We start from the raw sequence: 23011 nt of genomic DNA on the forward strand, positions 1-23011 counted from the left end.
CCCAATGGAAATAACCACTTAGATTGATCAATTTTTGATCGCTACGTCACACGCCACGTCCAGCAAGAGCTTCAGCGATTAACGAACACTTTATCCACAGGCACGCGCACAGGGATTGTGTGTAAGTCCATCCCGGCTGCCACGTCCACCTATCAGTTTTGCGAGTATCTCGACGCGTGGCACGCGCATAGGCTCTTTTCAGCGCTCCTTGATTAATCAAAGACGCAATTCCGAGCCACTGTGAATGGACGCACCGGTGCCATGAAAAAATACCAAAGGACTGTATTGTCAGTGGCGTTCATCACAGGCCTGCTATTGGCCTGGCTCGTCAGTGCGGCCCCAGACCAGGGACCTTCTTCTCTGCCAGCGCCAGCGGTGTCGATTGCGCAAGTGTCGACCGTTAGCAGGGAAGTGAATGCGGGCACGTTCGAACAACCAAGACAGGCCGGAGAACCCGCCTTCGAGGGCGCCGTGTTCTTCGTCCATACGGGCCAGTTCATTGCACTCTTTATCGCAGCCTTCGACAGCCAGCCTGAACAGCTCGATCCAGCCCTTCCCGACACACCCCATTCGACGGACTTCTGGACCTACGCCGGCCAGCATTCAGGTCTGGGACCTGACCTTAAGCCATTCGACGAGCCAACCCGCGAGGGGGCGCTGCACCTGGCGATGATCGAAGGCAAAAACGCCTTGCTGAGCTCGAAAATCAACGGCATGCCCGGTCCGCAAACGCCCTATCCAACCACAGCGCAAAGCAATGACTTCTGGGACTTCATCGGCTTTTTTGACAAGCCCGGTACACCTGAAGCGATGAAAACCGATCAGGATCTGGTCTGGCCTGGCGTCTTCGTCTATTTCGAGCAGACCAAGGCCGTTTATCTGGCGCAGCACACCGGACGCCCAAGCGTCGATGCATGGCCTGCACCCGGCACAGAGCGCGGCGCCGGGTACTGGACGTTTGCGGGGACGCTGTCAGGCATTCAGACCTCCCTCCCCAAACCCTGGACCGACCTGAGCACGTCGAAAGGCTCTTATTATCGCAACCCGCTGACGCCGCTACGCAGTGACTACTACGCCTCCACCTTTATCGGATTCGCGCCCCTTCTGAATGCACAATTCCCGGGCGGCGCGCAGAGCAATCAGTACTGGGATTATCGCGGCGTCCATGAAGGCTCATACACCGACCAGAAAGCCTTCGGAGAAAACACCGCGCTCGAAAAACTGCATCGCGCCAAACTGCAGGGCAAGTGGGTTTCGTTTGCGGCCCACTTCTCAGGGGCAGTTGAACAGCCTTACCCGACCTCGCCCACCAACACCACTTATTGGGGAGTGCGCCACATCACCCAGAATGCCGGAACCTGGCAGGACCCCAGGACTGATCTGGACACCGAGACGTGGGTCGGCGCTATCCATTCGGTACAGCAGGGCCAGGGAAAAGCGCTGTACCGTGCGCTGAAATCCTGGACCGCGCCGCCAACCGGCTGGGATTACAGCCAGACCGACGAGTTTGAGTTATTGGGGACCTCCCTCCATGCAGGAACAGTGGCCGACCCCAAAACCCAACAGGAATTTACCTGGCCAGGCGCAGTGCACGAAACGCTGATCGACGACAACCCGGTGTATTTCGTCTCGCTGGCGGAAGGCCTTCCCTCCAAGCATGACTGGCCGCTACCAGCCACACCAGAAAGCAACGAGCACTGGTCGTATATTCCAGAGATACCACCGCTGGGTACCTTCGAAGCCCCGAGACGATTCGATGACTACAGCCAGGCAGGTTCGGTGTACGTGGATGGCACCGTTCCAGGCGCGCGCACGTTCTATGTTTCCAGCTACGAAGGCTATCCCGCCAACGATCTCGACAGCTTCTCGACGGTGGGCATCGTCGATCCTTACTGGGTCTATGCAGGCGGACACGCAGGCACATGGAGCGACTTCAAGCCCTTCGATGACATTACCCGGATCGGCGCACTGCATGAAGCCTCGATCAAGGGTCAGCGTGTAGTGCTGCGCTCACTGTTCGACGGCATGCCCTCTGCAGCGACGCCTTACCCAAGTGATCTTGCCAGTAACACCCACTGGGAATTCGTCACAGTGTTCAAACATGCCGGTACGGCAGACGACCTCAAAGGCCGTGATGACGCCACATGGCCAGGCGCACTGCACCTGGATGACGATCAGCACATCATTTTCGCGGCCCGGCAGCAGGCTCAACCGGTTGCAGGGGGATGGGTTTATCCGGTGGGTGAAACAAGCGATGAGCAGTGGAGCTACGTGACCTCACTCAACGGCGGCACTGCCGAAACGCCACGCGAACGTAACGACATCAACACCCCCGGCGCAATCTTTGCCGACCAGCTTGGCCTGACCCGTCAAAAACTTTTTCGCTCCAGATTTGCCGGATTTGCCCAGGATGTGGGTGCCGTCTATCCCTCAGGTGAAGAATCCAACACGTTCTATGAGTACGCCGGAGAACATGCCGGCACCTTCTCGGACCCAAAACCCTTCACCGATCCTACCTGGCCGGATGCGATACACGTGGCCACCATCAATGGCCAACGGGTGCTCCTCAAATCGAAGATGACCGGAAAGCCCACTTCGCAAACACCTTACCCGCAAGACCCCACAAGTACAGACTTCTGGGAGTTCATGTTTACCTCAGATCAGGCGGGCACTTACGCCGACCCCAAATCAATGAGCGGCCAGACCTGGATTGGCGCTGTTCACGAGTACAGCTCATCAGGCAGGCGCCAGCTTTACATCGCTCAGCAGTCGGGAAACCCGATCGCCGACAATTGGCCTCTCCCGACTTCGGGCGACACACAGTATTGGAAAGTGCTGGGCCTGGTCCGGCACAAAGGCACGTTTGCCGATCCGAAAGACTTCGATGAAATGACCAGCCAGGGGCTGATTCACGCCACTATCGTTGAAGGGCAGCGCGTCTATTATCGCGCCCTCGCACGAGGCGTTCCTCAAGCCAATGACTGGAGTTACCCCGCGCCCGGAACCCACAACGAGCACTGGGAGTATCTGGGCACAAACCTTCCCGTGGGCACCTGGGCCGATCCGAAAGGCGACTCCGGCTTTACCACGCCGGGCAGCATTCACGCGATGCAAGCCAGAGACCGTACTCTGTATCTGCTTTCCAAGGTCGATGGACTGCTTGCCGAGCACGACTGGCCGATTCCGCTGGTCGGAGAAAATGATTACTGGACAGTGGTCGGGGAATCCCGGCATTCGGGCGAGATCATCGACCCCAAGGATCAGCAGGAAGTGACCTGGACCGGGGCGATTCATATGCGCCAGGTCGACAACACCAGGCGTTATTACCGCTCGAAGATTACGGGCAATCTCGCGGTCATCGGCATCGATCACCCGCTGCCGCTGGAGGCAACCGACAACGCCTGGTGGGAGTTCGCGGGGCAGTCCTCTCACCAAGGCACACTGACTGATCCAGTGCAGACGGGGGAGATGATCAGGCCCGGAGACACTGTCAAGGTTATCCATACTGCGGACGAGTATTACCAGGCTCGCTTTGCCGGTGTTTTCAATACCGGGCATCCGCTGCCTGACTCACAGCAAAGCAATGACAACTGGTTTTATGTGGGTAAAAGTGCCTTTGCAGGCACCTTGCAATCGCCCAAGGACGCTTACGAAATCACCTGGCCCGGTGCGATTCACCGCTTTGAAGTTGATGGCAAGGCTTACTTCGCAAGGGCCCTCATCGATGGCGCTCCCGGCCAGGAAGGATGGCACTATCCGGCACCGCCTGACAGTAACGAGCAGTGGTCTTACCTGGACATGGGCATTCACGCGGGCAGTTGGCTCGATCCGAAACCTCAATCCGATGCGACCTGGCCAGGCGCGCTGCACGTGGTGAAGATCCCCACCGGCATCGGCGAAAGTTTCACCCGATGGTTCTACAGATCAAAAATCTGGGGGCATGTAGCGGATGATGAAGAGGGTTACGCGAACGAAAACAACTTTGATCGTGTGGGCTTTTCGATTTACCAGGGCACGCTGAACAGTCCCAAGCTTTTCGATCAGCCCACCTGGGTGGGCGCCATCCATCTGGACCGGGGAACGCAGTTTCTGTTTGAAGCCAGAAAATCCGGCGAAATGGGTATAGATGTAGGCGAGCGGCCAATGACGCCGACGGATAACGAATCCTGGCACTTCCTGGGTATCAGCAAGCACTTCGGCACCCAGAACGATCCCAAGGAATGGGATGAATACACCTGGCCCGGACGTCTGCATCGCTATGAGCATGACGGCAAAACACTCTATTTTCATGCACAGATGACAGGGACACCCTCAACCAACAACTGGTACTACCCGACCGATGAAAGCAGCACCGAGCAGTGGGCCTATTACGGTACAACATCCCATGCAGGCACTTTTGCCGACCCTCATATACCTGACGAAGTTACGTGGAGGGGAGCGATTCATCGCGTAGAAAAAGACGGCATACGGTTCTATTTCAAAGCCAGAAGCGCTGGCATACCCGAGCAGCAGAACTGGACCTACCCCACGGACGCGACGAACAATGAGCATTTCATCTACGTAGCGACCGAAAGACACGCCGGCACGCTCAGCGATCCCAAGGATGAGAAGGAGCCCGTCGTACCGGGCGATTATGTAAAAACACCCCATGAGGGCATTGATCTTTATTTCATCGCAAAAAACAGCGGCGTTCCTTCATTGAATGACTGGCCGTTCCCCTTCGACATGCGAGACACCGAAAACTGGGTTTTCTATGGCATCTCCAGAAACGCAGGCACCCTCGATGCCCCCAAGGAGTGGGACGAAGTCAGCTGGCGCGGCGCCGTGCATGTGCACAACTTCAGCGGGATGCGTTTATTGTTTAGCGTGAACTCCGACAAGGAGGGCATTCCAGAACAGGACAAGTGGACGCTGCCTCCGAACGCGCCACTGGATGCGGACGAAGAAAAGAAGCCTCCGGCTCTGGTCGAAAAGTCACCGGCCTGGAAGTTTCTTCAGGTCACGCACCTCAACGGAACACGCGAACAGCCCAAAAGCGTAGCTGACTGGACGCAGAACGGGCTCGTCCACCAGACCACCATCGACTATCAGCGCATGCTGTTCAGGTCGAAGTTCACAGGGAAGAACGACTACCCCAAGGGGCAGCCCGCAAAAGATGACCCCGTTGCCCCCAAGAGTTCTACATGGTGGGAGTTCTTCAGCAAGGGACGGGGCACCCTCCAAGTGCCCAATACCTGGAACGACTACGCCTACCCGGATGATATCTACAGCTACGACTACCAGGGCGAACGGTTGTTATTCCGCGCAGAAAAAGAGGGTCGTCCTTCTGAAAAAGGCTGGTACTTTCCGACCTCGGAATACAGCACGTCAGACTGGACATACCTCTACAAAAATGAAGGTAACTACGCCGATCCCAAAACGTGGAACGAATTTACGCGTGTGGGGGAAATCCATCGTTCCGATCACGACGGCCAGACGTGGTTCTTCAAGGCCTTGCAGGAGGGCAGCCCTGCCAGACACAACTGGTATTACCCTGCTGGTGCCGCAGACAATGGTTTCTGGACCTATGCCGGCAAGCATGCAGGCACCTGGCAGGACCCGAAGGAATGGAACGAGCCTACTTATCCTGGCGCCATTCACTCGCTGAATAACATCACTTTTTACCGTTCGAAATTTTCCGGTAACGCGGCGACGCACTATTGGTACTACCCGACCGCCGAAACAGAAAACGCCTACTGGATCAAGGTCAGCAAGGACGCTTATGCAGCGCCGGGCATCAATGATTTTACCAGGCCATTCGATCAGTACACATGGGTCACCGCGCACAACGCCTATCTGGACGCCATTACCCCGCAACTGGAGCGTGGGATCAGAGGGTTCATGCTGGATATCCACATGGATGTGGGCGATTACAACGGGCAAAAACGGGTTCGGGTATGCCATCTGCCGGCGATCGGTGCATGCTGGGCGGACGCGCCCTTGTTAAGCGACGTACTCAGAGAGTTTGTTGCCTATATGCAGAAAGACCGAAATGCCGTCATTTCCCTGCTGTTCGAATCGACGCTGAGCTCAGACGAACTGCGTCCGGTGCTGGAGCAAGTGCCGGAATTGGCAGATTACAGCCATGTGTCCAATGGATACAGCTGGCCAACGCTTCGGGAAATGATCGACAGTAACAAACGCCTCGTCATGTTATCGAACGGAGAAGTGGCCAAAAGGTACACGCTGGCCGGCAAGCAGGCCGAGGTTCTTTGGGCACCCGATACAGAAGTCGAGAACACCTATAACCTGGGTATAACGTCGCTGGTGCATGACTGGCAGTGCAAAAGCCGCTACGGTTACATGGACCTTTCGTTACGCACCCGGGACGGCGGCCTGCCGCGGTTATTTGTCCTCAATCAATTCCATTCCTGGGGCAGTACTACGCTGCATGCAGGGGACGTGGATAACAACCTGACCTGGTTGCAGCGCAGGGTAGAAAACCATTGCGGTGAAGCGACCGGTTGGCGCAAACCCAACTATCTGGGCATTGATTTCAACCAGGTGGGTGACGCACTGCCCTATGCCGCGACGCTTTCTCAAGGCGGTCTTTATTTCTACGAACGCAACAATGCCGATCGTGGAGGCGACGCCTCCTGCGTGTTGCCGGTCAATCAGAGCGGGGGCAGCAGCGGCGTTCAATATGATCTGAAGCTTGCCTCACGCGGGTGTGAGAACGACGAACTCAGGTCAATGGAACTTGAAGGTGTTCGAGCGGGCACGCGTATCGAACTGTACGACAACCCCAACGGTGACCGGCAGGACGACTTCACGATCATAGACGTCAAGCAATCGATTCCCATGGGCAAAAGGGTGCGAATCGACTCATTCGAGGGTTCAACCGATATGTTCTATTACCGCACGCTCGCCTCTCATAATAACGGGCTTGACGGTAAGGTGTCGCGAATAAAAGTGCTTAACAAGCCAGACGATAACGACATCAGCGACGCAAGCATTGTGTTTTATGAAGGCAATGGGGCCACACAGAATATTGTCTGCACGGTGCCCTTCAATGTGGACAGACAATTCAAAATGGGCAACGGCAACAACAGCTTTGGCTGCGACAACGATGAAATACGCTCAGCCAAAATACTCAAGGCGGGCAAGGGATCAGTGTTCTCGGTTACCGGCAGGCCGGACGGCGGCTTTGGTCAAGGTCGTACAGGCGTGACATTCAAACGGACCATTTTGTTACCCATCACGATTTCCAGTTTCAACCGCAGTTACGAAAACGCGGATGTCAAAGTCGAGGTCAGCAATGGCGGCGGTCTGGACGGGAGCATTTCCTATGCCTACTTCCGGCCGGCCTCCGAACAGAAAGGCAAACCGCCTATCAAAGAGGGCAGCACAGGACCCTAGGGTTACCTTACAACGCCCTCATCGATCAACAGCTTCAGAATCGCGGCTGCGCCCTCTTCAGGGCGCAGCCCCTTGAGCACCTGCCCCCCGCCACCACTGGCCTTGGCGGTGGCGGCTTTCATGCGATCAGCGCCGCTCTTGGCCTTGATCACTTTCAGGCGTTTGGGCCGCGGTCTGGCGGGCTGCAGCGATTGGTCGGTCAATAACTCATCGGTAACTGCCTGAACGATTTCGGTGTCCAGCGTGCCACGCTGCGCGGGCCCGAAGGCGCTTTGTCGAGGTGTGGGAGCCGCGTTATCCACAGTGGCCAGAAACGGCAGGCGAACCTTCAGCCGGCGACGCTGGCCGCGAGGCAGAGCCTGCAAGACCAGCGCGGTGCCGTTGTTCAGCGCCTCGACTTCAGCCAGACCGGTCACCAATGGCCAGCCCAGCCTCTCAGCCAACAGAAAGGGCAGCATGCCCGACCCTTCACCGGTTTCAGCCTGACTGCCGGCCAACACCACCTGTGCGGCAGAATCCCGGAGGTAGTCAGTCAACGCAATCAGCGCATCGGCGCCCTCGGGTTGCTCCAGCACATGCAGTTCGCTGAGGCCCATGCCCAGGTAGGCACGCAGCGCCGGTTCTTCGGCATTGCCGGCATGCAGCACCTGCAAGTTATCCCCAGCCAGTTGCAAGCCAAGCTCGACGGCTCGGGCATCCTGCTCGGCGCGGCGCGCACGACCGGATGTCGGGTGCGCCCCGATGGACACCAGACTGATGATCTGTACCGCATGCTTATCCACAGACACTTCAGGCTGCATCGCGCTTACCTCCGCTACGCCAGGCTCGCACTGCGGCGATCAACGCCGTGAGCACTTCGGCACTCTCGCCGATGACCGATAGATCAGCGCGCTTGACCATGTCGCAGCCCGCATCCAGATTGATCGCAATGACCTTGTCACAGGCGCCGATGCCCTGCAGATGCTGGATGGCCCCGGAAATACCGACGGCCACATAGACCCTTGCGGTCACCCAGGTGCCACTCGCGCCTACTTGACGCTCGCGGCCCATGAAACCATCGTCCACTGCCACCCGCGACGCCCCTTCGGTAGCCCCGAGTGCCGCAGCGGCTTGATGAAACAGGTCCCAGTCCCTGACGCCATTGCCGCCAGACAGAATGAATTCGGCTTCAGCCATGGGGATAACGCCGGGATCGACGGCTACCGCCCCCAGGTCTTCGATACGCGGCAGGCTGCGCGCCACGCCTGTGGACAACTCGACCGGCAATGCCTCGTGGCGGGTTTCGCTGACCGGTTCGGCGCACTCCACAGCGGCCAGAATCAGGCGCGCCAGAGGCCGAACCAGGTCTTCGCGGCCTGCACCTGCGCGGCTTATGCACAGCTGGTCCTTGACCTGCCAGACCCGCGTTGCGGGTCGCTCGCCGATGCTGGCGGCAAAACGTCTTCCCAGCTCGCCACCGCCGCTGCGGCTGTCCGGCAGCAGCCAGTGGCGCGGGTTGAACTGGTTATCCACAGCCCGCAGCCCTTGCACACGCTGTTCAGGTGAATAACCGTCGAACTCGGCACCGTCGATAATCAACAGCCGATCCGCGCCAGCGGTGTCGAAGGCAGTTTCCTTGTGCTCGCCGAACACCACCGCCAGCACGGCGCCCTCGGCCCCCGCCAGCTGACGCGCCAGGCCCAGCAAATCACGGTCATGGCTGCTCAGGCGGCCGCCGACCATATCGGGCACCACGGTGATATAGAACCCTGGCTCGGCGACGGCATGCAGCGGTAGCTGCACCTCGACAGCGGCCGATCGCTTGACCGCGCCGCCCTGCTGCGCGCCGCTGCGGTCAATACGCTTGATGCCGTTGGGGCCGATAAATCCCTGACCATGCAGGTTTTTGCGCATCAGGCCATTCGGCCCCATCCAGCTGTTCTGTACGGGCTGCATGGCCGCGTGCAACGGATGCAGTCGATTGCGGGCGATCCACTCGGCGCGTGGATCACGGCGGATAAGGTCGCTCATCAGTGCACCTCCGCAGGTTCACGTTTGGCCGGTGCTGGCGTGCTGGGGATAACTTCCTCGATCAACGCATCGGCCACCAGCTCGGCGATGTCCTTGATCAGCGGTCGCGGTTCGACAACGCCTTCGAGCATGGCCGTGCACTGTGGACAACCCACGGCCACCAGTTCGGCAGCCGTTTCACGAATGTCGTCCATGCGCATGTCGGGAATCCGCTGTCTGCCGGGAATATCCGTGATCGGCGCGCCACCGCCGCCACCGCAGCAGCGGGAACGGAAGCCCGAGCGCTGCATTTCCCTGATCTCGATCCCCAGTGCGCGCAGCACTTCACGCGGCGCCTCGTATTCGCCGTTGTAACGGCCCAGATAACACGGGTCGTGATAGGTCACGCTGGCGCCTTTGTGCTGACTCAGATTCAGGGCGCCGCTGCGCACCAGCTCGGCCATGAAGGTGCTGTGATGCTGCACCTGATAATCACCGCCAAAAGCGCCATATTCGTTCTTCAATACATGAAAGCTGTGCGGGTCGCAGGTCACGATGCGTTGGACACTGTACCGGGACAGGGTCTGAATGTTGCGTCGGGCGAGCGCCTGGAAGGTCGCTTCATCACCCAAACGTCGCGCCACGTCGCCGCTGTCGCGTTCTTCGAGGCCCAGCACGGCAAAATCCACACCGGCCGCCTTGAGGACTTTGACGAACGCGCGCAGGGTACGCTGGTTACGCATATCGAACGCGCCATCACCGACCCAGAACAGCACATCCACGGTTTTTTTCTCGCTGAGCAGCGTCAGGTTCAGATCGGCCGCCCAGTTCATTCGCCCGCCCGGCGCAAACCCGCCGGGGTTGTCGGTAGCAATCAGGTTGTCCAGCACTTCAGCGCCCTTGTTCGGCGTAGCGCCCTTTTCGAGAGTCAGGTGGCGGCGCATGTCGACGATGGCATCAACGTGCTCGATCATCATCGGACACTCTTCGACGCAGGCCCGGCATGTGGTGCAGGACCACAGCGTTTCGGCGTCCACCAGCCCGTTGACGATGGGCTGATGCGGATTGCCGCCATGCTCGCCCAGCGGTTTGCCTTTACCGTCCAGCGATGGATACGGACTGCCCGCAAATTTTGCGTCGGTGCCACCGGCAAGGCCGACCACCATGTCCTGAATCAGCTTTTTGGGGTTGAGCGGCTGGCCCGCCGCAAACGCCGGGCAGGCCGCTTCGCACTTGCCGCACTGCACGCAGGCGTCGAAGCCCAGCAGTTGATTCCAGGTGAAGTCCTGGGGCTTTTCCACACCCAACGGCGCGCTGCGATCGGCCAGGTCCAGCGGTTTCAAGCCCGTGGAACGTCCGCCACCAAAACGCTCGGCCCGGCGATGCCAGGCCAGGTGCAGCGCCCCGGCGAAGGCATGCTTCATCGGCCCGCCCCAGGTCATGCCGAAAAACAGTTCGCTCACGCCCCACAGCACGCCCAGCCCAAGGACGGCCACCAGCACCCAGCCACCGAAGTGCTCGGGAAGAATGCCGGCCACCGGCAGCGTGACCAGAAAGAAGCTCGCGGAAAACGCCATGAGGCTTTTCGGCAGGCGCATCCATGGGCCTTTCGACAGACGCGCAGGAGGGTTCAGACGACGACGATAGACAAACACCGCGCCGACAAACATCACCGCCGTCATCAGCAGCAGCGCATAGCCAAGCACGCGATTATGCAGACCGAAACCGTGCACCAGAATCGCCAGCACAATCGAGGCCACCGCACCGCCCGCTGTGGCCACGTGGGTATTGGCGATGTATTTGTCGCGTGCGACCACATGATGCAGATCGACCATGTAACGCTTGGGCATAGCCAGCAGGCCACCCAGCCAATCGACTTTCGAGGACCGACCGTTGCGCCACAGGGTTACCCGCCGCCAGGCGCCCAGCGCCGCAAGGGCCAGGGCGCTGAACAGCAGGATGGGAAGAAGAGTGTCTAGCATCATGTCGCTCTCAAGGCAAAAGCCTCAAGCTGCAAGCTGCAAGCTTCAAGAAAAAGCACGGAACAGAAGCGCTTACTTGCCGCTTGAAGCTAACAACTTGCAGCTGCTCTCAGAAATCCTTACACAGCCGCAAGCCGTCATAGATCGCCGCGTGGGTATTACGCTGCGCCACGCAATCGCCTATACGAAACAGCAGGTAACCGTCACCCGGCTGGCTCAACGATGGCTGTGGCTGAATGGCGAACAGCGCGTCGATGTCGATCTGGCCTTTGTTGCGCGAGCCTTCCTTGAGCGCGTAGTAGATCGCTTCGTCCGGACGCACACCGTTTTCCACCACCACCTGATCGACCACCCGCTCTTCCTTGGCGCCGGTGTATTCGTTTTCCAGCACCGCTACCAGCTTGTCGCCCTCGCGATAGACCTTTTCCAGCATCATGTCGCCGGTCATGATCACTTCCTTGGGGTACATGCTGCGGTAGTAGGTCGGGAACGAGGTTCCGCCAATCGCTACGCCCGGTTTGATGTCATCGGTGACGATTTCGACCTGGCAGCCCTTGTCGGCCAGAAAGTCGGCCACCGACATGCCGGTGAACTCGCAGATGGTGTCGTAGACCAGCACGTTCTTGCCTGGCGCCACCTTGCCGTCCAGCACGTCCCAACTGCTGACCACCAGGCCTTCCGCCGCCCCCCAGTGTTCGTTCTGCTCCAGAAACGGATGACCGCCGACCGCCAGCACCACGATGTCCGGGCGCAGGTCGAGAATGGTTGCCGCATCCGCTGCGGTCCCCAGACGCAGGTCGACTTTCAGGCGCGCCAGCTCCAGCTGGAACCAGCGGGTGATGCCGGCGATCTGGTCGCGCTGCGGTGCCTTCGATGCCGTGGTGATCTGCCCGCCGATGAAGTCCTTCTTCTCGAACAGGGTCACGTCATGGCCGCGTTCGGCGGAGACCCGCGCCGCTTCCATGCCGGCAGGACCGGCACCGACCACCACGACCTTGCGCTTCGGCCCGGCGGATTTCTCGATAATGTGCGGCACGCCCATGTATTCGCGGGAGGTCGCGGCGTTCTGGATGCACAGCACGTCCAGGCCCTGATACTGACGATCGATGCAGTAGTTGGCACCGACGCACTGTTTGATCTGATCGATCTGGCCCATTTTGATCTTGGCGATCAGGTGCGGGTCGGCAATGTGCGCGCGGGTCATGCCGACCATGTCGACATAGCCGCCTTCCAGAATTCGCGTTGCCTGGTTCGGGTCCTTGATGTTCTGCGCATGCAGCACCGGGGCCTTGACCACTTCCTTGATGCCGGCCGCCAGGTGCAGGAACGGCTCCGGTGGATAACTCATGTTCGGAATGACGTTGGCCAGGGTGTTGTGGGTGTCACAGCCCGAGCCCACCACGCCGATGAAATCGATCATGCCGGTGTCGTCGTAATACCTGGCGATCTGTTTCATGTCCTCGTGGCTGAGGCCGTCCGGGTGAAACTCGTCGCCACAGATGCGCAACCCCACACAGAAGTCGGGGCCGACTTCCTTGCGCACCGCCTTGATCACTTCGAGGCCGAAGCGCATGCGGTTCTCGAAACTGCCGCCCCATTCATCGGTGCGCTTGTTGACGCGTGGGCTCCAGAACTGGTCGATCATGTGCTGATGCACCGCCGACAACTCGACGCCATCCAGACCACCGGCCTTGGCACGCGCCGCAGCGCTGGCGTAGTTGCCGATTACCCGCCAGATTTCTTCCGGCTCGATGGTTTTACAGGTTGCCCGGTGTACCGGCTCACGAATGCCCGACGGCGACAGCAGGGTCGGCCAGTGGTCGCCATCCCAGCGCGAGCGACGGCCCATGTGGGTAATCTGGATCATGATCTTGGCGCCGTGCTTGTGCATGGCGTCGGCGAGGTTCTGGAAGTGCGGGATGATTCTGTCGGTCGCCAGGTTGACCGATTTCCACCAGCCTTGCGGGCTGTCGATGGCCACGCTTGAAGAGCCGCCACAAATGGCCAGACCGATACCGCCCTTGGCTTTCTCCTCGTAGTACTTCACGTAACGATCCGTGGTCATGCCGCCGTCGGTGGCGTAGACCTCAGCGTGCGCAGTGCTCAGCACGCGATTGCGGATGGTGAGTTTGCCGATCTGGATCGGCTGGAACATCGCTTCGAAAGCCATAACCCGATCCTCGATTTACAGCGGCTTGACGACGAACAGACCGTCGTCATGACCTTCTTCGGAACCACCGTAAACCTGCTCGGCAACCGTGCGCACAGGGCTGCCGCTGGCAGCGAGGATCTGGTCCATGGCCCCGGCGAACCAGCCGGTGAACATGTAATCGACCTTGCGCCCGACCTTGCCGTAGACGTACACGAAACAGGAGTGCTCCAGCTTCACACTGGCAGTGCCTTTCTCGACGTCGATGTCCTGGATCTTGAACAGGCCCCAGCCACGCTGCGACAGGCGCTTCATGTAATGCTCGAACACCGCAACGCCTTGCAGACCATGACATTCGGCTTCCTTTTCGCACCAGTGCCAGGCGGATTTGTAACCCGCCTTGTAGAGGATGTCGGCGTAGGCATCGGCGCCCAGCACTTCTTCGATGCCCATATGGTTGTTGACGAAAAAGTGCCGGGGCACGTACAGCATCGGCAACGCATCGGAGGTCCAGACGCCGGTTTCGCTGTCGACTTCGATGGGCAGTTGCGGGGCGATTTTAGCCATGGCGGTCAAACTCCAGATGATTCGGGCTACACCCACCGCTCGAAGGGCCGTGGGGGTTCAATTCGATAAGGTATGGCGGGCGGTTTACTCGCCCCAGACGTCGGCCAGAACGTTGACCCAGTTCTCGCCCATGATCTTGCGCACCACGCGTTCGGAGTGACCGCGCTTGAGCAACGTTTCAGTCAGATTGGGAAACTCCCCGACGGTGCGGATGCCCAGCGGGTTGATGATCTTGCCGAAGTTGGTCAGGCGGCGGGCGTAGCCCTTGTCGTGGGTCAGGTACTCGAAAAATTCCTGGCCGTGACCCTGGGTGAAGTCAGTACCAATGCCGATGGCGTCTTCGCCGACGATGTTCATCACATATTCGATGGCTTCGGCGTAATCGTCGATGGTCGACTCGATGCCCTTGGCCAGGAACGGCGCGAACATGGTCACACCGACAAACCCGCCATGGTCGGCGATGAACTTCAGTTCGGCGTCAGACTTGTTGCGCGGGTGTTCCTTGAGGCCGGACGGCAGGCAGTGGGAATAGCAGACCGGTTTTTTCGATTCGAGAATGACTTCTTCCGAGGTTTTCGAGCCGACATGGGACAGGTCGCACATCACCCCGACACGGTTCATTTCAGCGACGATCTCACGACCGAAACCCGACAGCCCGCCGTCGCGCTCGTAGCAGCCCGTGCCCACCAGATTCTGGGTGTTGTAGCACAGCTGCACGATGCCGACGCCGAGCTTCTTGAAGATCTCGACGTAGCCGATCTGGTCTTCATAGGCATGCGCGTTCTGGAAGCCGAACAGGATGCCGGTCTTGCCCAGTTCCTTGGCCTTGCGGATATCGGCTGTGGTGTGCACCGGCATGACCAGGTCGCTGTTCTCGCGCATCAGTTTCTGGCTGGTGCAGATGCTGTTGATGGTCGCCTGAAAGCCTTCCCACACCGACACGGTGCAGTTGGCCATGGTCAGGCCGCCCTTGCGCATGTCTTCAAACAGCTCGCGGTTCCACTTGGCGATGATCAGCCCGTCAATAACGATGCTGTCAGCGTGTAATTCGGCTGGGCTCATCAGGCTGTCCCCTTTTTTGATTCCGGTGCGCCGAATCGGCTGTCGGCGCTAATGGGGTCAGCATATGCCGGAGGGTCAGGGGAACCGGGTGCAAAAACGACAGGGGGTTTGCCGAAAGCGTCAAGATGCGACAAAGGGGTACGGCGCGTGGTCGTGCGATGTCGTAAACCTGTTCAATGTCTCGCGCTTGAGACAGAATCGAGCCTATCAATGGATCGGAGCGACTCGATGAAAACGTTTTTGCTGACCCTGGCCCTTATGACGACAGCTGTGACAGGCGTACATGCTGCTCAGAATCCGGACGCGTCGCCCTGCGACGGTGTCGAGGACGACAAGCAGACACTGGAATGCTCGGCCTACAGCCGTACCACTGCCGAACAGTTGCTCAAGGAGAACTTCGACAATCTGCTCAAGCGGGTTCAGTCCCAGTTCGTTGCCAATAAGACGCAGTTCAACGACTTTACCAGCAAACTCAAAACCGCCCAGCAAGCCTGGGAGAAGCTGCGTGACGCCGACTGCGCGGTGGAAGTCTTTCCTTCTGCAGCAGGCAGCAAGGCCTTCACCATCAGCGAAAACGACTGCATTGCACGCATGAGTGACGAGCGCTCGGAGTATCTGGAGTCGATAGCTCAGGAATAACGTCTACGATGAGATAACCTGCCTCTTTATATGAACGAGCTCATCAGGTTTTCTCATGATTATTTGCGGTGTAGAAATCAAAGGCAGCGAAGCCATCTTCGCCCTCGCCACACGGCAGAGCAGCGGCCTCGCCCACCTGCCGCTGGCCACGAAAAAGATCGCGCTGGAGGACGATGAAGAGCCTGCCAACGTCAAGGCTTTCGCCACGCAAATCGCAGGCTTCGTGCGTGAAAACGGCGTCAGCCACATCGCCATCAAGAAGCGCAGCAAGAAAGGCGAATTCGCTGGCGGCCCGACCACCTTCAAGATCGAAACCATCTTTCAACTGATGTCCGATTGCGACGTGGTGCTGATCTCGCCGCAAACCATCAACGCACAGAACAAGAAACACTCCTTCGCCCTGCCTGACACCCTGAACAAGTACCAGCACGAAGCGTACAAGGCGGCGTGTGCAGGGTTGATGAAGAGCGTTTAAGCGCTTCAAGAGCGTCCGGAACCGCATGCCCACGCGGAGTACCCATCGTTACGCACAAGTCCGCTTTTGATTCTGGCCGAAGGCTGTGGGAGCGAACTTGTTCGCGAAGACGGTCGTTCAGAAAATGCATTTTTGGAGAATGTACCGGCCCTTTCGCGAACAAGTTCGCTCCTACGCCCGCCGGGCAGAAGCGAGATGTTCAGGCTCTTCAGTACTTGTGTCTAACCATGAGCGCGGAGCATTCATTCACCCGGCAGGTGCTTTTGACCGGACATAAAAAAACCCGCACTTCTGCGGGTTTCTTCAATGCTCAGTCAACTCAGTTGACCTTGGCATCCAGTTCGCCACGCGCGTAGCGTTCGAACATGGCGTCCAGGGAGATCGGCTTGATCTTCGAGGCGTTGCCAGCGGTGCCGAATGCTTCGTAACGAGCGATACATACATCACGCATGGCCGAAACGGTCTTGGCCAGGTACTTGCGCGGGTCGAACTCGCTCGGGTTTTTGGCCATGAATTCGCGGATGGCACCGGTCGACGCCAGACGCAGGTCGGTGTCGATGTTGACCTTGCGCACGCCGTGCTTGATGCCTTCAACGATTTCTTCGACCGGCACACCGTAGGTTTCTTTGATGTCGCCGCCGAACTCGTTGATGATCTTCAGCCATTCCTGTGGAACGGACGAAGAACCGTGCATCACCAGGTGAGTGTTGGGGATGCGCTTGTGGATCTCTTTGATCCGCTCGATCGCCAGGATGTCGCCGGTAGGCGGCTTGGTGAACTTGTAAGCGCCGTGGCTGGTGCCGATGGCGATGGCCAGGGCATCGACCTGAGTGCGCTTGACGAAATCAGCGGCTTCTTCCGGGTCGGTCAGCATCTGGCTGTGATCCAGAACGCCTTCCGCACCAACGCCGTCTTCTTCACCGGCCATGCCGGTTTCCAGCGAACCCAGCACGCCCAGCTCGCCCTCCACCGAAACGCCGCAGGCGTGAGCGAAGGACACCACGCGACGGGTAACGTCGACGTTGTAGTCGTAATCGGCCGGGGACTTGCCGTCTTCACGCAGCGAGCCGTCCATCATGACCGAGCTGAAACCCAGCTGGATCGAGCGCTGGCAGATGTCAGGGCTGGTGCCGTGGTCCTGGTGCATGACCACCGGGATGTGCGGGAATTCTTCGATCGCGGCGAGGATCAGGTGACGCAGAAACGGCGCGCCGGCGTATTTGCGGGCACCGGCAGAAGCCTGGACGATCACCGGGGAGTCGGTCTTGTCGGCCGCTTCCATAATGGCGCGCATCTGTTCCAGGTTGTTTACGTTGAAGGCTGGAACGCCGTAGCCGAATTCGGCTGCGTGGTCCAACATCTGGCGCATGCTGATAAGTGCCATTGTCTGTGTCTCTCCCGGTAGGGTCGTTAGTCGAGCAAGCCTGCCGTAGTGGCGGCTGCCATTCAAGTTATAAGCTCAGCCGCGAGGCCGTGCGTGTGTGCCCGAGATCCGACTTATCTGGCCTTGCAGCCGCGACCGATCAGATCGTTGGTAGCGTCCCAGTAGATCAGGCCCTCGCTACCCTTGTTGACGAATGCCAACACATTGTTGCTGTACAGCGTTCCGCTGGCAGCGCCGGGTTCGGCCTTGAGCCTGAACACCTGATCGCTCTGATTCAGACGCACATCGACTTCCTTTTTGGCCGAGTCGATGTAGCGCCAGTTGACCTCAGCATTGCTGTCGCATACCCAGCGATTCCAGGGATCATTCTGCTGCGGTGAACTCATGCTCGAACAACCGCCAAGCACTGCCAAAACCCCGAGGGCAATCACGCCTTTCATTACGTCTCCTGGCTGCCCTGCGAAACGCGGCGTGTGCCGGCCGTTTCAACTGTCAGGGGCAGTTCTGTTCCTGTTTTCGGTCATCGGCCGGCTCACCGGTCACATGCGCCTCGACCCGTTGACTGTTTTCGGTCGTCGGCACATTCACGTCGGCCGGGCTGAATATCTGACAGGTCTTGGCACGCGAGCCAGAACCGGTACAACCAGCCAGTACAAGGCAGCTCATAAGAGCCAGGGCAGCGATCTTCATGGCGAAACTCCTTTCGCGGAAAAATATCCACCCTTTAAAGACCACTGAAGCCCGTCAATGTTGCCAACGGGTTTCAGACCTGGCTCACAGACAACCTACATTGCCGGTCCGCGGCATGAATTCGTAACGATCCCATACTTCCGGGCCGCCGCGCTTGTAGACAACCGGCACCGTTTCGGCCTGCCAGCCCGCCTGATAGCAGCTTAGCTGGAGCGGTTGCGTCGGGGAGTCGCTCTCCACCTCTTCAGCCGCAGGCTTGCCCGCGCAACCGGCCAGTAAACCTGCGATGAGAAACCACGGTAACGCCCTGACCATTGACCACTCCTTGTCCAAGGCTTTCACTCAAGCCTTGGCGCGTTGTTCGAGCACTTCCACCGCTGGCAGGACCTTGCCTTCCACGAACTCGAGGAACGCACCGCCACCGGTCGAAATGTAGGAAATCTGTTGTGCAACACCATACTTGTCGATGGCCGCCAGTGTGTCACCACCGCCCGCGATGGAGAACGCCTGGCTTTCAGCAATGGCCTTGGCCAGCGTTTTGGTGCCTTCACCGAACTGATCGAACTCAAATACGCCGACCGGACCGTTCCACAGGATAGTCCCGGAAGATTTCAGTAATTCGGCGAAATGTGCAGCAGTTTGCGGGCCAATATCGAGAATCATGTCGTCATCGGCAACATCGGCAATCAGCTTGACGGTAGCGGCAGCGCTCTCGGCGAACTCCTTGGCAACCACCACGTCAGTTGGCAGTGGCACGCTGACCTTGGCGGCGATGGCGCGTGCGGTGTCGAGCAGATCAGGTTCGTACAGCGATTTACCGACCTTGTGACCGGCTGCAGCCAGGAAGGTGTTGGCAATGCCGCCGCCGACGATCAACTGATTGCAGATGCCGCTCAGGCTGTTGAGCACATCCAGCTTGGTGGAGACCTTGGAGCCGGCAACGATGGCGGTCATCGGCTGGGCCGGAGCGCCCAATGCCTTGCCCAGTGCTTCGAGCTCGGCGGCCAGCAACGGACCCGCCGCCGCCACCTTGGCGAATTTGGCCACGCCGTGAGTAGAACCCTCGGCACGGTGCGCGGTGCCGAAGGCATCCATCACGAACACGTCGCACAGCGCTGCGTATTGCTGCGCCAGCTCGTCGGCGTTCTTTTTCTCGCCCTTGTTGAAGCGAACGTTCTCGAACAGGACCACATCACCGGCCTTCACGTCGACGCCGTCCAGGTAATCGGCAACCAGCGGAACGTCACGACCCAGCGCCTTGCTCAGGTAGTCGGCAACCGGCTTGAGACTGTTCTCGGCAGAAAACTCACCTTCTGTCGGGCGGCCAAGGTGCGAGCAGACCATGACGGCCGCGCCCTTTTCCAGCGCCAGCCTGATGGTCGGCAGCGAAGCGAGGATACGTGCATCACTGCTGACCACGCCGTCCTTTACCGGGACGTTGAGGTCTTCGCGAATCAGTACACGTTTACCTTGCAGATCGAGGTCGGTCATCTTCAAGACGGTCATGAGCATTCCTGTTTTTTTACTGTTATTGGTCAGCGACGCGCAGAAAGTGATCGGCGACGTCGAGCATTCGATTGGCAAAGCCCCACTCGTTGTCGAACCAGGCCAGCAGATTGACCAGCCGGGGTCCGGAAACGCGGGTCTGACTCGCATCGACAATGGCCGAATGCGGGTCATGGTTGAAATCGCAACTGGCGTGCGGCAATTCAGTGTAGGCCAGCAGTCCCTTGAGCGGACCGCTGGTGGCGGCCTCACGCAGGATACGGTTGATCTCCACGGCATCGGTGTCTCGCGACATCTGCAACGTAATGTCCAGACAGGACACATTCACGGTCGGCACGCGAACAGCTTTGGCCTGAATTCGGCCGGCAAGTTCCGGAAGCAGCCGTTCGATTCCTCGCGCCAGACCGGTGGACACCGGGATGATCGACTGGAAGGCCGAGCGGGTACGGCGCAGATCCTCGTGATGATAAGCATCGATCACCGGTTGATCGTTCATCGCCGAGTGGATGGTGGTAATGGTCATGTATTCCAGGCCGATGGCCTGATCCAGCAAGCGCAGCAGCGGCACACTGCAGTTGGTGGTGCACGACGCGGCGGAGACCAGCAGCTCGCGGCCGGTCAGCTTGTGCTGATTGATGCCGAACACCACGGTGGCATCGACATCCCGTTCGCTGGCCATCGGCTGGGAAAACAGCACCCGCGGCGCGCCGGCATCCAGAAAGCGCTGGCCATCTTCGCGAGTGTTGTAGACACCGGAACACTCAAGCACCAGATCGACTTCCAGAGCGGCCCAGTCGATGCCTTCCGGCGTCGCACTGCGCAACACCTTGATCCGGTGATCATTGATGTGCAGGTATTGCCCTTCGACCCGCACTTCGCCGGGGAACCGGCCATGTGTGGAATCAAAGCGCGTGAGGTATTCGAGACTGGCCATGTCGGCCAGATCATTGATGGCAACCACTTCAAACCCGGCCTTGGCCCCTCGCTCGCACAGCGCGCGAACGACGCAACGACCAATACGGCCGTAACCGTTCAGAGCAACTTTGTAAGGGCGGGGCTGGGGCATGAAGTTTTCGCCAGGGAATAACAATCATGTGGGAGCGAAGCGTCGCCCGGTCCGCTCCCACAACATCAACATCACATAGCTGATCAGTCTTCCAGCAGCTCTTCAGCAGTGCTCAGGACGTTTTCCAGCGTGAAGCCGAACTCTTCGAACAGCGCTGGCGCAGGGGCCGACTCGCCGAAGGTGGTCATGCCGATCACGCGCCCTTCCAGACCAACGTATTTGTACCAGTAGTCGGCGTGAGCCGCTTCGATGGCAATACGCGCGCTGACCTGCAACGGCAGCACCGCCTGCTTGTAAGCAGCATCCTGAGCTTCGAAAATGCTGGTGCATGGCATGGACACCACGCGCACGTTGCGACCCTGCTCGGTCAGCTTGTCGTACGCCTGCACAGCCAGACCGACTTCCGAACCGGTTGCGATCAGGATCAGTTCAGGCTCGGCAGCACAGTCACGCAGCACGTAGCCGCCACGCGCGATGTAGGACAGTTGCTTCTCGTCACGCGCCTGATGGGTCAGATTCTGACGGGAGAAGATCAGTGCCGACGGGCCATCGTCACGCTCGATCGCGTGTTTCCAGGCTACGGCCGACTCCACGGCATCCGCAGGACGCCAGGTGTCCAGGTTCGGCGTGGTACGCAGACTGGTCAATTGCTCGATCGGCTGGTGAGTCGGACCGTCTTCGCCCAGACCGATGGAGTCGTGGGTGAATACGTAGATCACGCGCTTCTTCATCAACGAGGCCATACGCACCGCGTTGCGAGCGTATTCCATGAAGATCAGGAAGGTGGCGCCGTAAGGCACGAAGCCGCCGTGCAAGGCGATGCCGTTCATCATGGCGCCCATGCCGAACTCGCGAACACCGTAGTGCAGGTAGTTGCCGTTAGGGTCTTCGCCGGTGATGCTCTTGCAGCCTTTCCAGATGGTCAGGTTGGACCCGGCAAGGTCAGCCGAACCACCCAGAATTTCAGGCAACAACGGGCCCAGTGCACCCAGCGCGTTCTGGCTGGCCTTGCGGCTGGCGATGGTTTCGCCCTTTGCGTTGACTTCGGCGACATAAGCCGCTGATTTTTCAGCGAAATCATCAGGCAACTGCCCACTCATGCGACGAATGAAGTCATTGGCCAGCTCCGGGAACGCGGCGGAATAGTCAGCAAAGCGCTGGTCCCACTCGGCTTCGGCAGCCAGGCCTTTTTCCTTCCCGTTCCACTCGGCATAGATATCAGCCGGGATTTCGAAAGGACCGTAGTTCCACTTCAGTGCAGCACGGGTCAGGGCGATTTCGTCAGCACCCAGCGGCGCACCGTGGGACTCTTCCTTGCCCTGTTTGTTCGGCGAACCGAAACCGATGGTGGTCTTGCAGCAGATCAGCGTCGGCTGATCGCTCTTGCGAGCGGTCTCGATGGCCGTCTTGATTTCTTCAGGATCATGACCGTCGACATTGCGGATCACCAGCCAGCCGTAGGACTCGAAACGCTTTGGCGTATCGTCGGTAAACCAGCCTTCCACTTCGCCATCGATGGAGATGCCGTTGTCGTCGTAGAACGCGATCAGCTTGTTCAACTGCAACGTACCGGCCAGCGAGGCCGCTTCGTGGGAAATACCTTCCATCATGCAGCCATCACCCATGAACACGTAGGTATGGTGATCGACGATGGAGTGGCCTGGGCGGTTGAACTGCGCGGCGAGCGTCTTCTCGGCAGCAGCGAAACCGACAGCGTTGGCAAAGCCCTGACCCAGCGGACCGGTGGTGGTCTCGATGCCAGGCGTGTAACCGTATTCCGGGTGGCCCGGTGTACGGCTGTGCAATTGACGGAAGTTTTTCAGGTCGTCGATGGACAGGTCGTAGCCGGTCAGGTGCAGCAGCGAATAGACCAGCATCGAGCCGTGGCCGTTGGACATGATGAAACGGTCACGGTCGGCAAACGAAGGGTTTGCCGGGTTGTGCTTCAGATAATCGCGCCAAAGAACCTCGGCGATATCCGCCATGCCCATGGGGGCACCCGGATGGCCGCTGTTGGCTTTTTGCACGGCATCCATGCTGAGGGCACGAATAGCGTTGGCACGCTCACGACGGCTTGGCATCGCTGATCTCCTGGGAATTAAGA

16 protein-coding genes are annotated in these 23011 nt (G+C 59.1%); 3 read left to right on the forward strand and 13 right to left on the reverse strand.

Features of this window, described 5'->3' with window-relative positions:
- The first annotated feature begins 261 nt into the window (after window positions 1–261).
- Complete coding sequence (locus KUIN1_RS25165) at window positions 262–7398, forward strand: PI-PLC domain-containing protein (RefSeq protein WP_152092359.1); 7137 nt, start codon at window positions 262–264, stop codon at window positions 7396–7398.
- A 2-nt stretch (window positions 7399–7400) separates the two neighbouring features.
- Here KUIN1_RS25165 and etfB read toward each other — a convergent pair whose 3' ends face one another.
- From etfB to KUIN1_RS25195, 6 genes are all read right to left on the reverse strand, one after another.
- Window positions 7401–8198 (reverse strand): electron transfer flavoprotein subunit beta, encoded by a 798-nt coding sequence (etfB, locus tag KUIN1_RS25170; RefSeq protein WP_103713735.1) that lies wholly within the window; start codon window positions 8196–8198, stop codon window positions 7401–7403.
- Window positions 8188–9408, reverse strand: a complete 1221-nt coding sequence (gene etfA, locus KUIN1_RS25175) for an electron transfer flavoprotein subunit alpha (RefSeq protein WP_024639821.1) — start codon at window positions 9406–9408, stop codon at window positions 8188–8190. Before etfA ends, etfB begins: the two co-directional genes overlap by 11 nt.
- Window positions 9408–11369, reverse strand: coding sequence for a dimethylglycine demethylation protein DgcB (gene dgcB, locus KUIN1_RS25180; RefSeq protein WP_162885988.1), 1962 nt, complete (start codon window positions 11367–11369; stop codon window positions 9408–9410). Before dgcB ends, etfA begins: the two co-directional genes overlap by 1 nt.
- Before the next feature lie 109 nt (window positions 11370–11478).
- Complete coding sequence (dgcA, locus tag KUIN1_RS25185; RefSeq protein ID WP_003405157.1) at window positions 11479–13539, reverse strand: dimethylglycine demethylation protein DgcA; 2061 nt, start codon at window positions 13537–13539, stop codon at window positions 11479–11481.
- A gap of 15 nt (window positions 13540–13554) precedes the next feature.
- The gene (locus KUIN1_RS25190) at window positions 13555–14085 is read right to left on the reverse strand and encodes a DUF5943 domain-containing protein (RefSeq protein WP_003405158.1); all 531 of its coding nucleotides are present in this window, start codon (window positions 14083–14085) and stop codon (window positions 13555–13557) included.
- 84 nt (window positions 14086–14169) lie between these two features.
- The gene (locus tag KUIN1_RS25195) at window positions 14170–15147 is read right to left on the reverse strand and encodes a dipeptidase (protein WP_003405167.1); all 978 of its coding nucleotides are present in this window, start codon (window positions 15145–15147) and stop codon (window positions 14170–14172) included.
- Window positions 15148–15375: 228 nt separating this feature from the next.
- Between KUIN1_RS25195 and KUIN1_RS25200 the strand changes: the two genes are divergently transcribed.
- Together KUIN1_RS25200 and KUIN1_RS25205 are read left to right on the forward strand one after the other, a co-directional pair.
- Window positions 15376–15786 (forward strand): lysozyme inhibitor LprI family protein, encoded by a 411-nt coding sequence (locus tag KUIN1_RS25200; protein WP_003405168.1) that lies wholly within the window; start codon window positions 15376–15378, stop codon window positions 15784–15786.
- A gap of 55 nt (window positions 15787–15841) precedes the next feature.
- Window positions 15842–16261 carry a DUF3010 family protein gene (locus tag KUIN1_RS25205; protein ID WP_003405170.1) on the forward strand — a complete coding sequence of 140 codons (420 nt, stop codon included), beginning with the start codon at window positions 15842–15844 and terminating at the stop codon, window positions 16259–16261.
- 319 nt (window positions 16262–16580) lie between these two features.
- Here the strand turns inward: KUIN1_RS25205 and fba are convergent, their stop codons facing one another.
- From fba to tkt, 7 genes are all read right to left on the reverse strand, one after another.
- Window positions 16581–17645, reverse strand: coding sequence for a class II fructose-bisphosphate aldolase (gene fba / locus KUIN1_RS25210; RefSeq protein ID WP_003316351.1), 1065 nt, complete (start codon window positions 17643–17645; stop codon window positions 16581–16583).
- A gap of 113 nt (window positions 17646–17758) precedes the next feature.
- A complete protein-coding gene (locus KUIN1_RS25215; protein WP_003320832.1) occupies window positions 17759–18085 on the reverse strand; it encodes an MliC family protein in 327 nt (108 codons plus the stop codon).
- A 52-nt stretch (window positions 18086–18137) separates the two neighbouring features.
- Entirely contained in the window at window positions 18138–18335 is a 198-nt protein-coding gene (locus KUIN1_RS25220; RefSeq protein WP_032655827.1) for a hypothetical protein, read from the reverse strand.
- A gap of 84 nt (window positions 18336–18419) precedes the next feature.
- Complete coding sequence (locus tag KUIN1_RS25225; RefSeq protein WP_003316354.1) at window positions 18420–18650, reverse strand: lipoprotein; 231 nt, start codon at window positions 18648–18650, stop codon at window positions 18420–18422.
- Window positions 18651–18677: 27 nt separating this feature from the next.
- A complete protein-coding gene (locus KUIN1_RS25230) occupies window positions 18678–19841 on the reverse strand; it encodes a phosphoglycerate kinase (RefSeq protein WP_003405174.1) in 1164 nt (387 codons plus the stop codon).
- A gap of 22 nt (window positions 19842–19863) precedes the next feature.
- Entirely contained in the window at window positions 19864–20907 is a 1044-nt protein-coding gene (gene epd / locus KUIN1_RS25235) for an erythrose-4-phosphate dehydrogenase (RefSeq protein ID WP_011269230.1), read from the reverse strand.
- Window positions 20908–20990: 83 nt separating this feature from the next.
- The gene (gene tkt / locus KUIN1_RS25240) at window positions 20991–22988 is read right to left on the reverse strand and encodes a transketolase (protein WP_024639817.1); all 1998 of its coding nucleotides are present in this window, start codon (window positions 22986–22988) and stop codon (window positions 20991–20993) included.
- Window positions 22989–23011 lie beyond the last annotated feature (23 nt).

Origin of the sequence: Pseudomonas sp. KUIN-1, assembly GCF_009176725.1 — a bacterium.
GTDB classification, from domain to species: Bacteria; Pseudomonadota; Gammaproteobacteria; order Pseudomonadales; family Pseudomonadaceae; genus Aquipseudomonas; species Aquipseudomonas fragariae.

Excerpts from the sequence above, each read along its gene's own strand:
- KUIN1_RS25165 (WP_152092359.1), top strand. The coding sequence starts at position 262 with ATGAAAAAATACCAAAGGACTGTATTGTCAGTGGCGTTCATCACAGGC.
- etfB (WP_103713735.1), bottom strand. The coding sequence starts at position 8,198 with ATGCAGCCTGAAGTGTCTGTGGATAAGCATGCGGTACAGATCATCAGT.
- etfA (WP_024639821.1), bottom strand. The coding sequence starts at position 9,408 with ATGAGCGACCTTATCCGCCGTGATCCACGCGCCGAGTGGATCGCCCGC.
- dgcB (WP_162885988.1), bottom strand. The coding sequence starts at position 11,369 with ATGCTAGACACTCTTCTTCCCATCCTGCTGTTCAGCGCCCTGGCCCTT.
- dgcA (WP_003405157.1), bottom strand. The coding sequence starts at position 13,539 with ATGGCTTTCGAAGCGATGTTCCAGCCGATCCAGATCGGCAAACTCACC.
- KUIN1_RS25190 (WP_003405158.1), bottom strand. The coding sequence starts at position 14,085 with ATGGCTAAAATCGCCCCGCAACTGCCCATCGAAGTCGACAGCGAAACC.
- KUIN1_RS25195 (WP_003405167.1), bottom strand. The coding sequence starts at position 15,147 with ATGAGCCCAGCCGAATTACACGCTGACAGCATCGTTATTGACGGGCTG.
- KUIN1_RS25200 (WP_003405168.1), top strand. The coding sequence starts at position 15,376 with ATGAAAACGTTTTTGCTGACCCTGGCCCTTATGACGACAGCTGTGACA.
- KUIN1_RS25205 (WP_003405170.1), top strand. The coding sequence starts at position 15,842 with ATGATTATTTGCGGTGTAGAAATCAAAGGCAGCGAAGCCATCTTCGCC.
- fba (WP_003316351.1), bottom strand. The coding sequence starts at position 17,645 with ATGGCACTTATCAGCATGCGCCAGATGTTGGACCACGCAGCCGAATTC.
- KUIN1_RS25215 (WP_003320832.1), bottom strand. The coding sequence starts at position 18,085 with ATGAAAGGCGTGATTGCCCTCGGGGTTTTGGCAGTGCTTGGCGGTTGT.
- KUIN1_RS25220 (WP_032655827.1), bottom strand. The coding sequence starts at position 18,335 with ATGAAGATCGCTGCCCTGGCTCTTATGAGCTGCCTTGTACTGGCTGGT.
- KUIN1_RS25225 (WP_003316354.1), bottom strand. The coding sequence starts at position 18,650 with ATGGTCAGGGCGTTACCGTGGTTTCTCATCGCAGGTTTACTGGCCGGT.
- KUIN1_RS25230 (WP_003405174.1), bottom strand. The coding sequence starts at position 19,841 with ATGACCGTCTTGAAGATGACCGACCTCGATCTGCAAGGTAAACGTGTA.
- epd (WP_011269230.1), bottom strand. The coding sequence starts at position 20,907 with ATGCCCCAGCCCCGCCCTTACAAAGTTGCTCTGAACGGTTACGGCCGT.
- tkt (WP_024639817.1), bottom strand. The coding sequence starts at position 22,988 with ATGCCAAGCCGTCGTGAGCGTGCCAACGCTATTCGTGCCCTCAGCATG.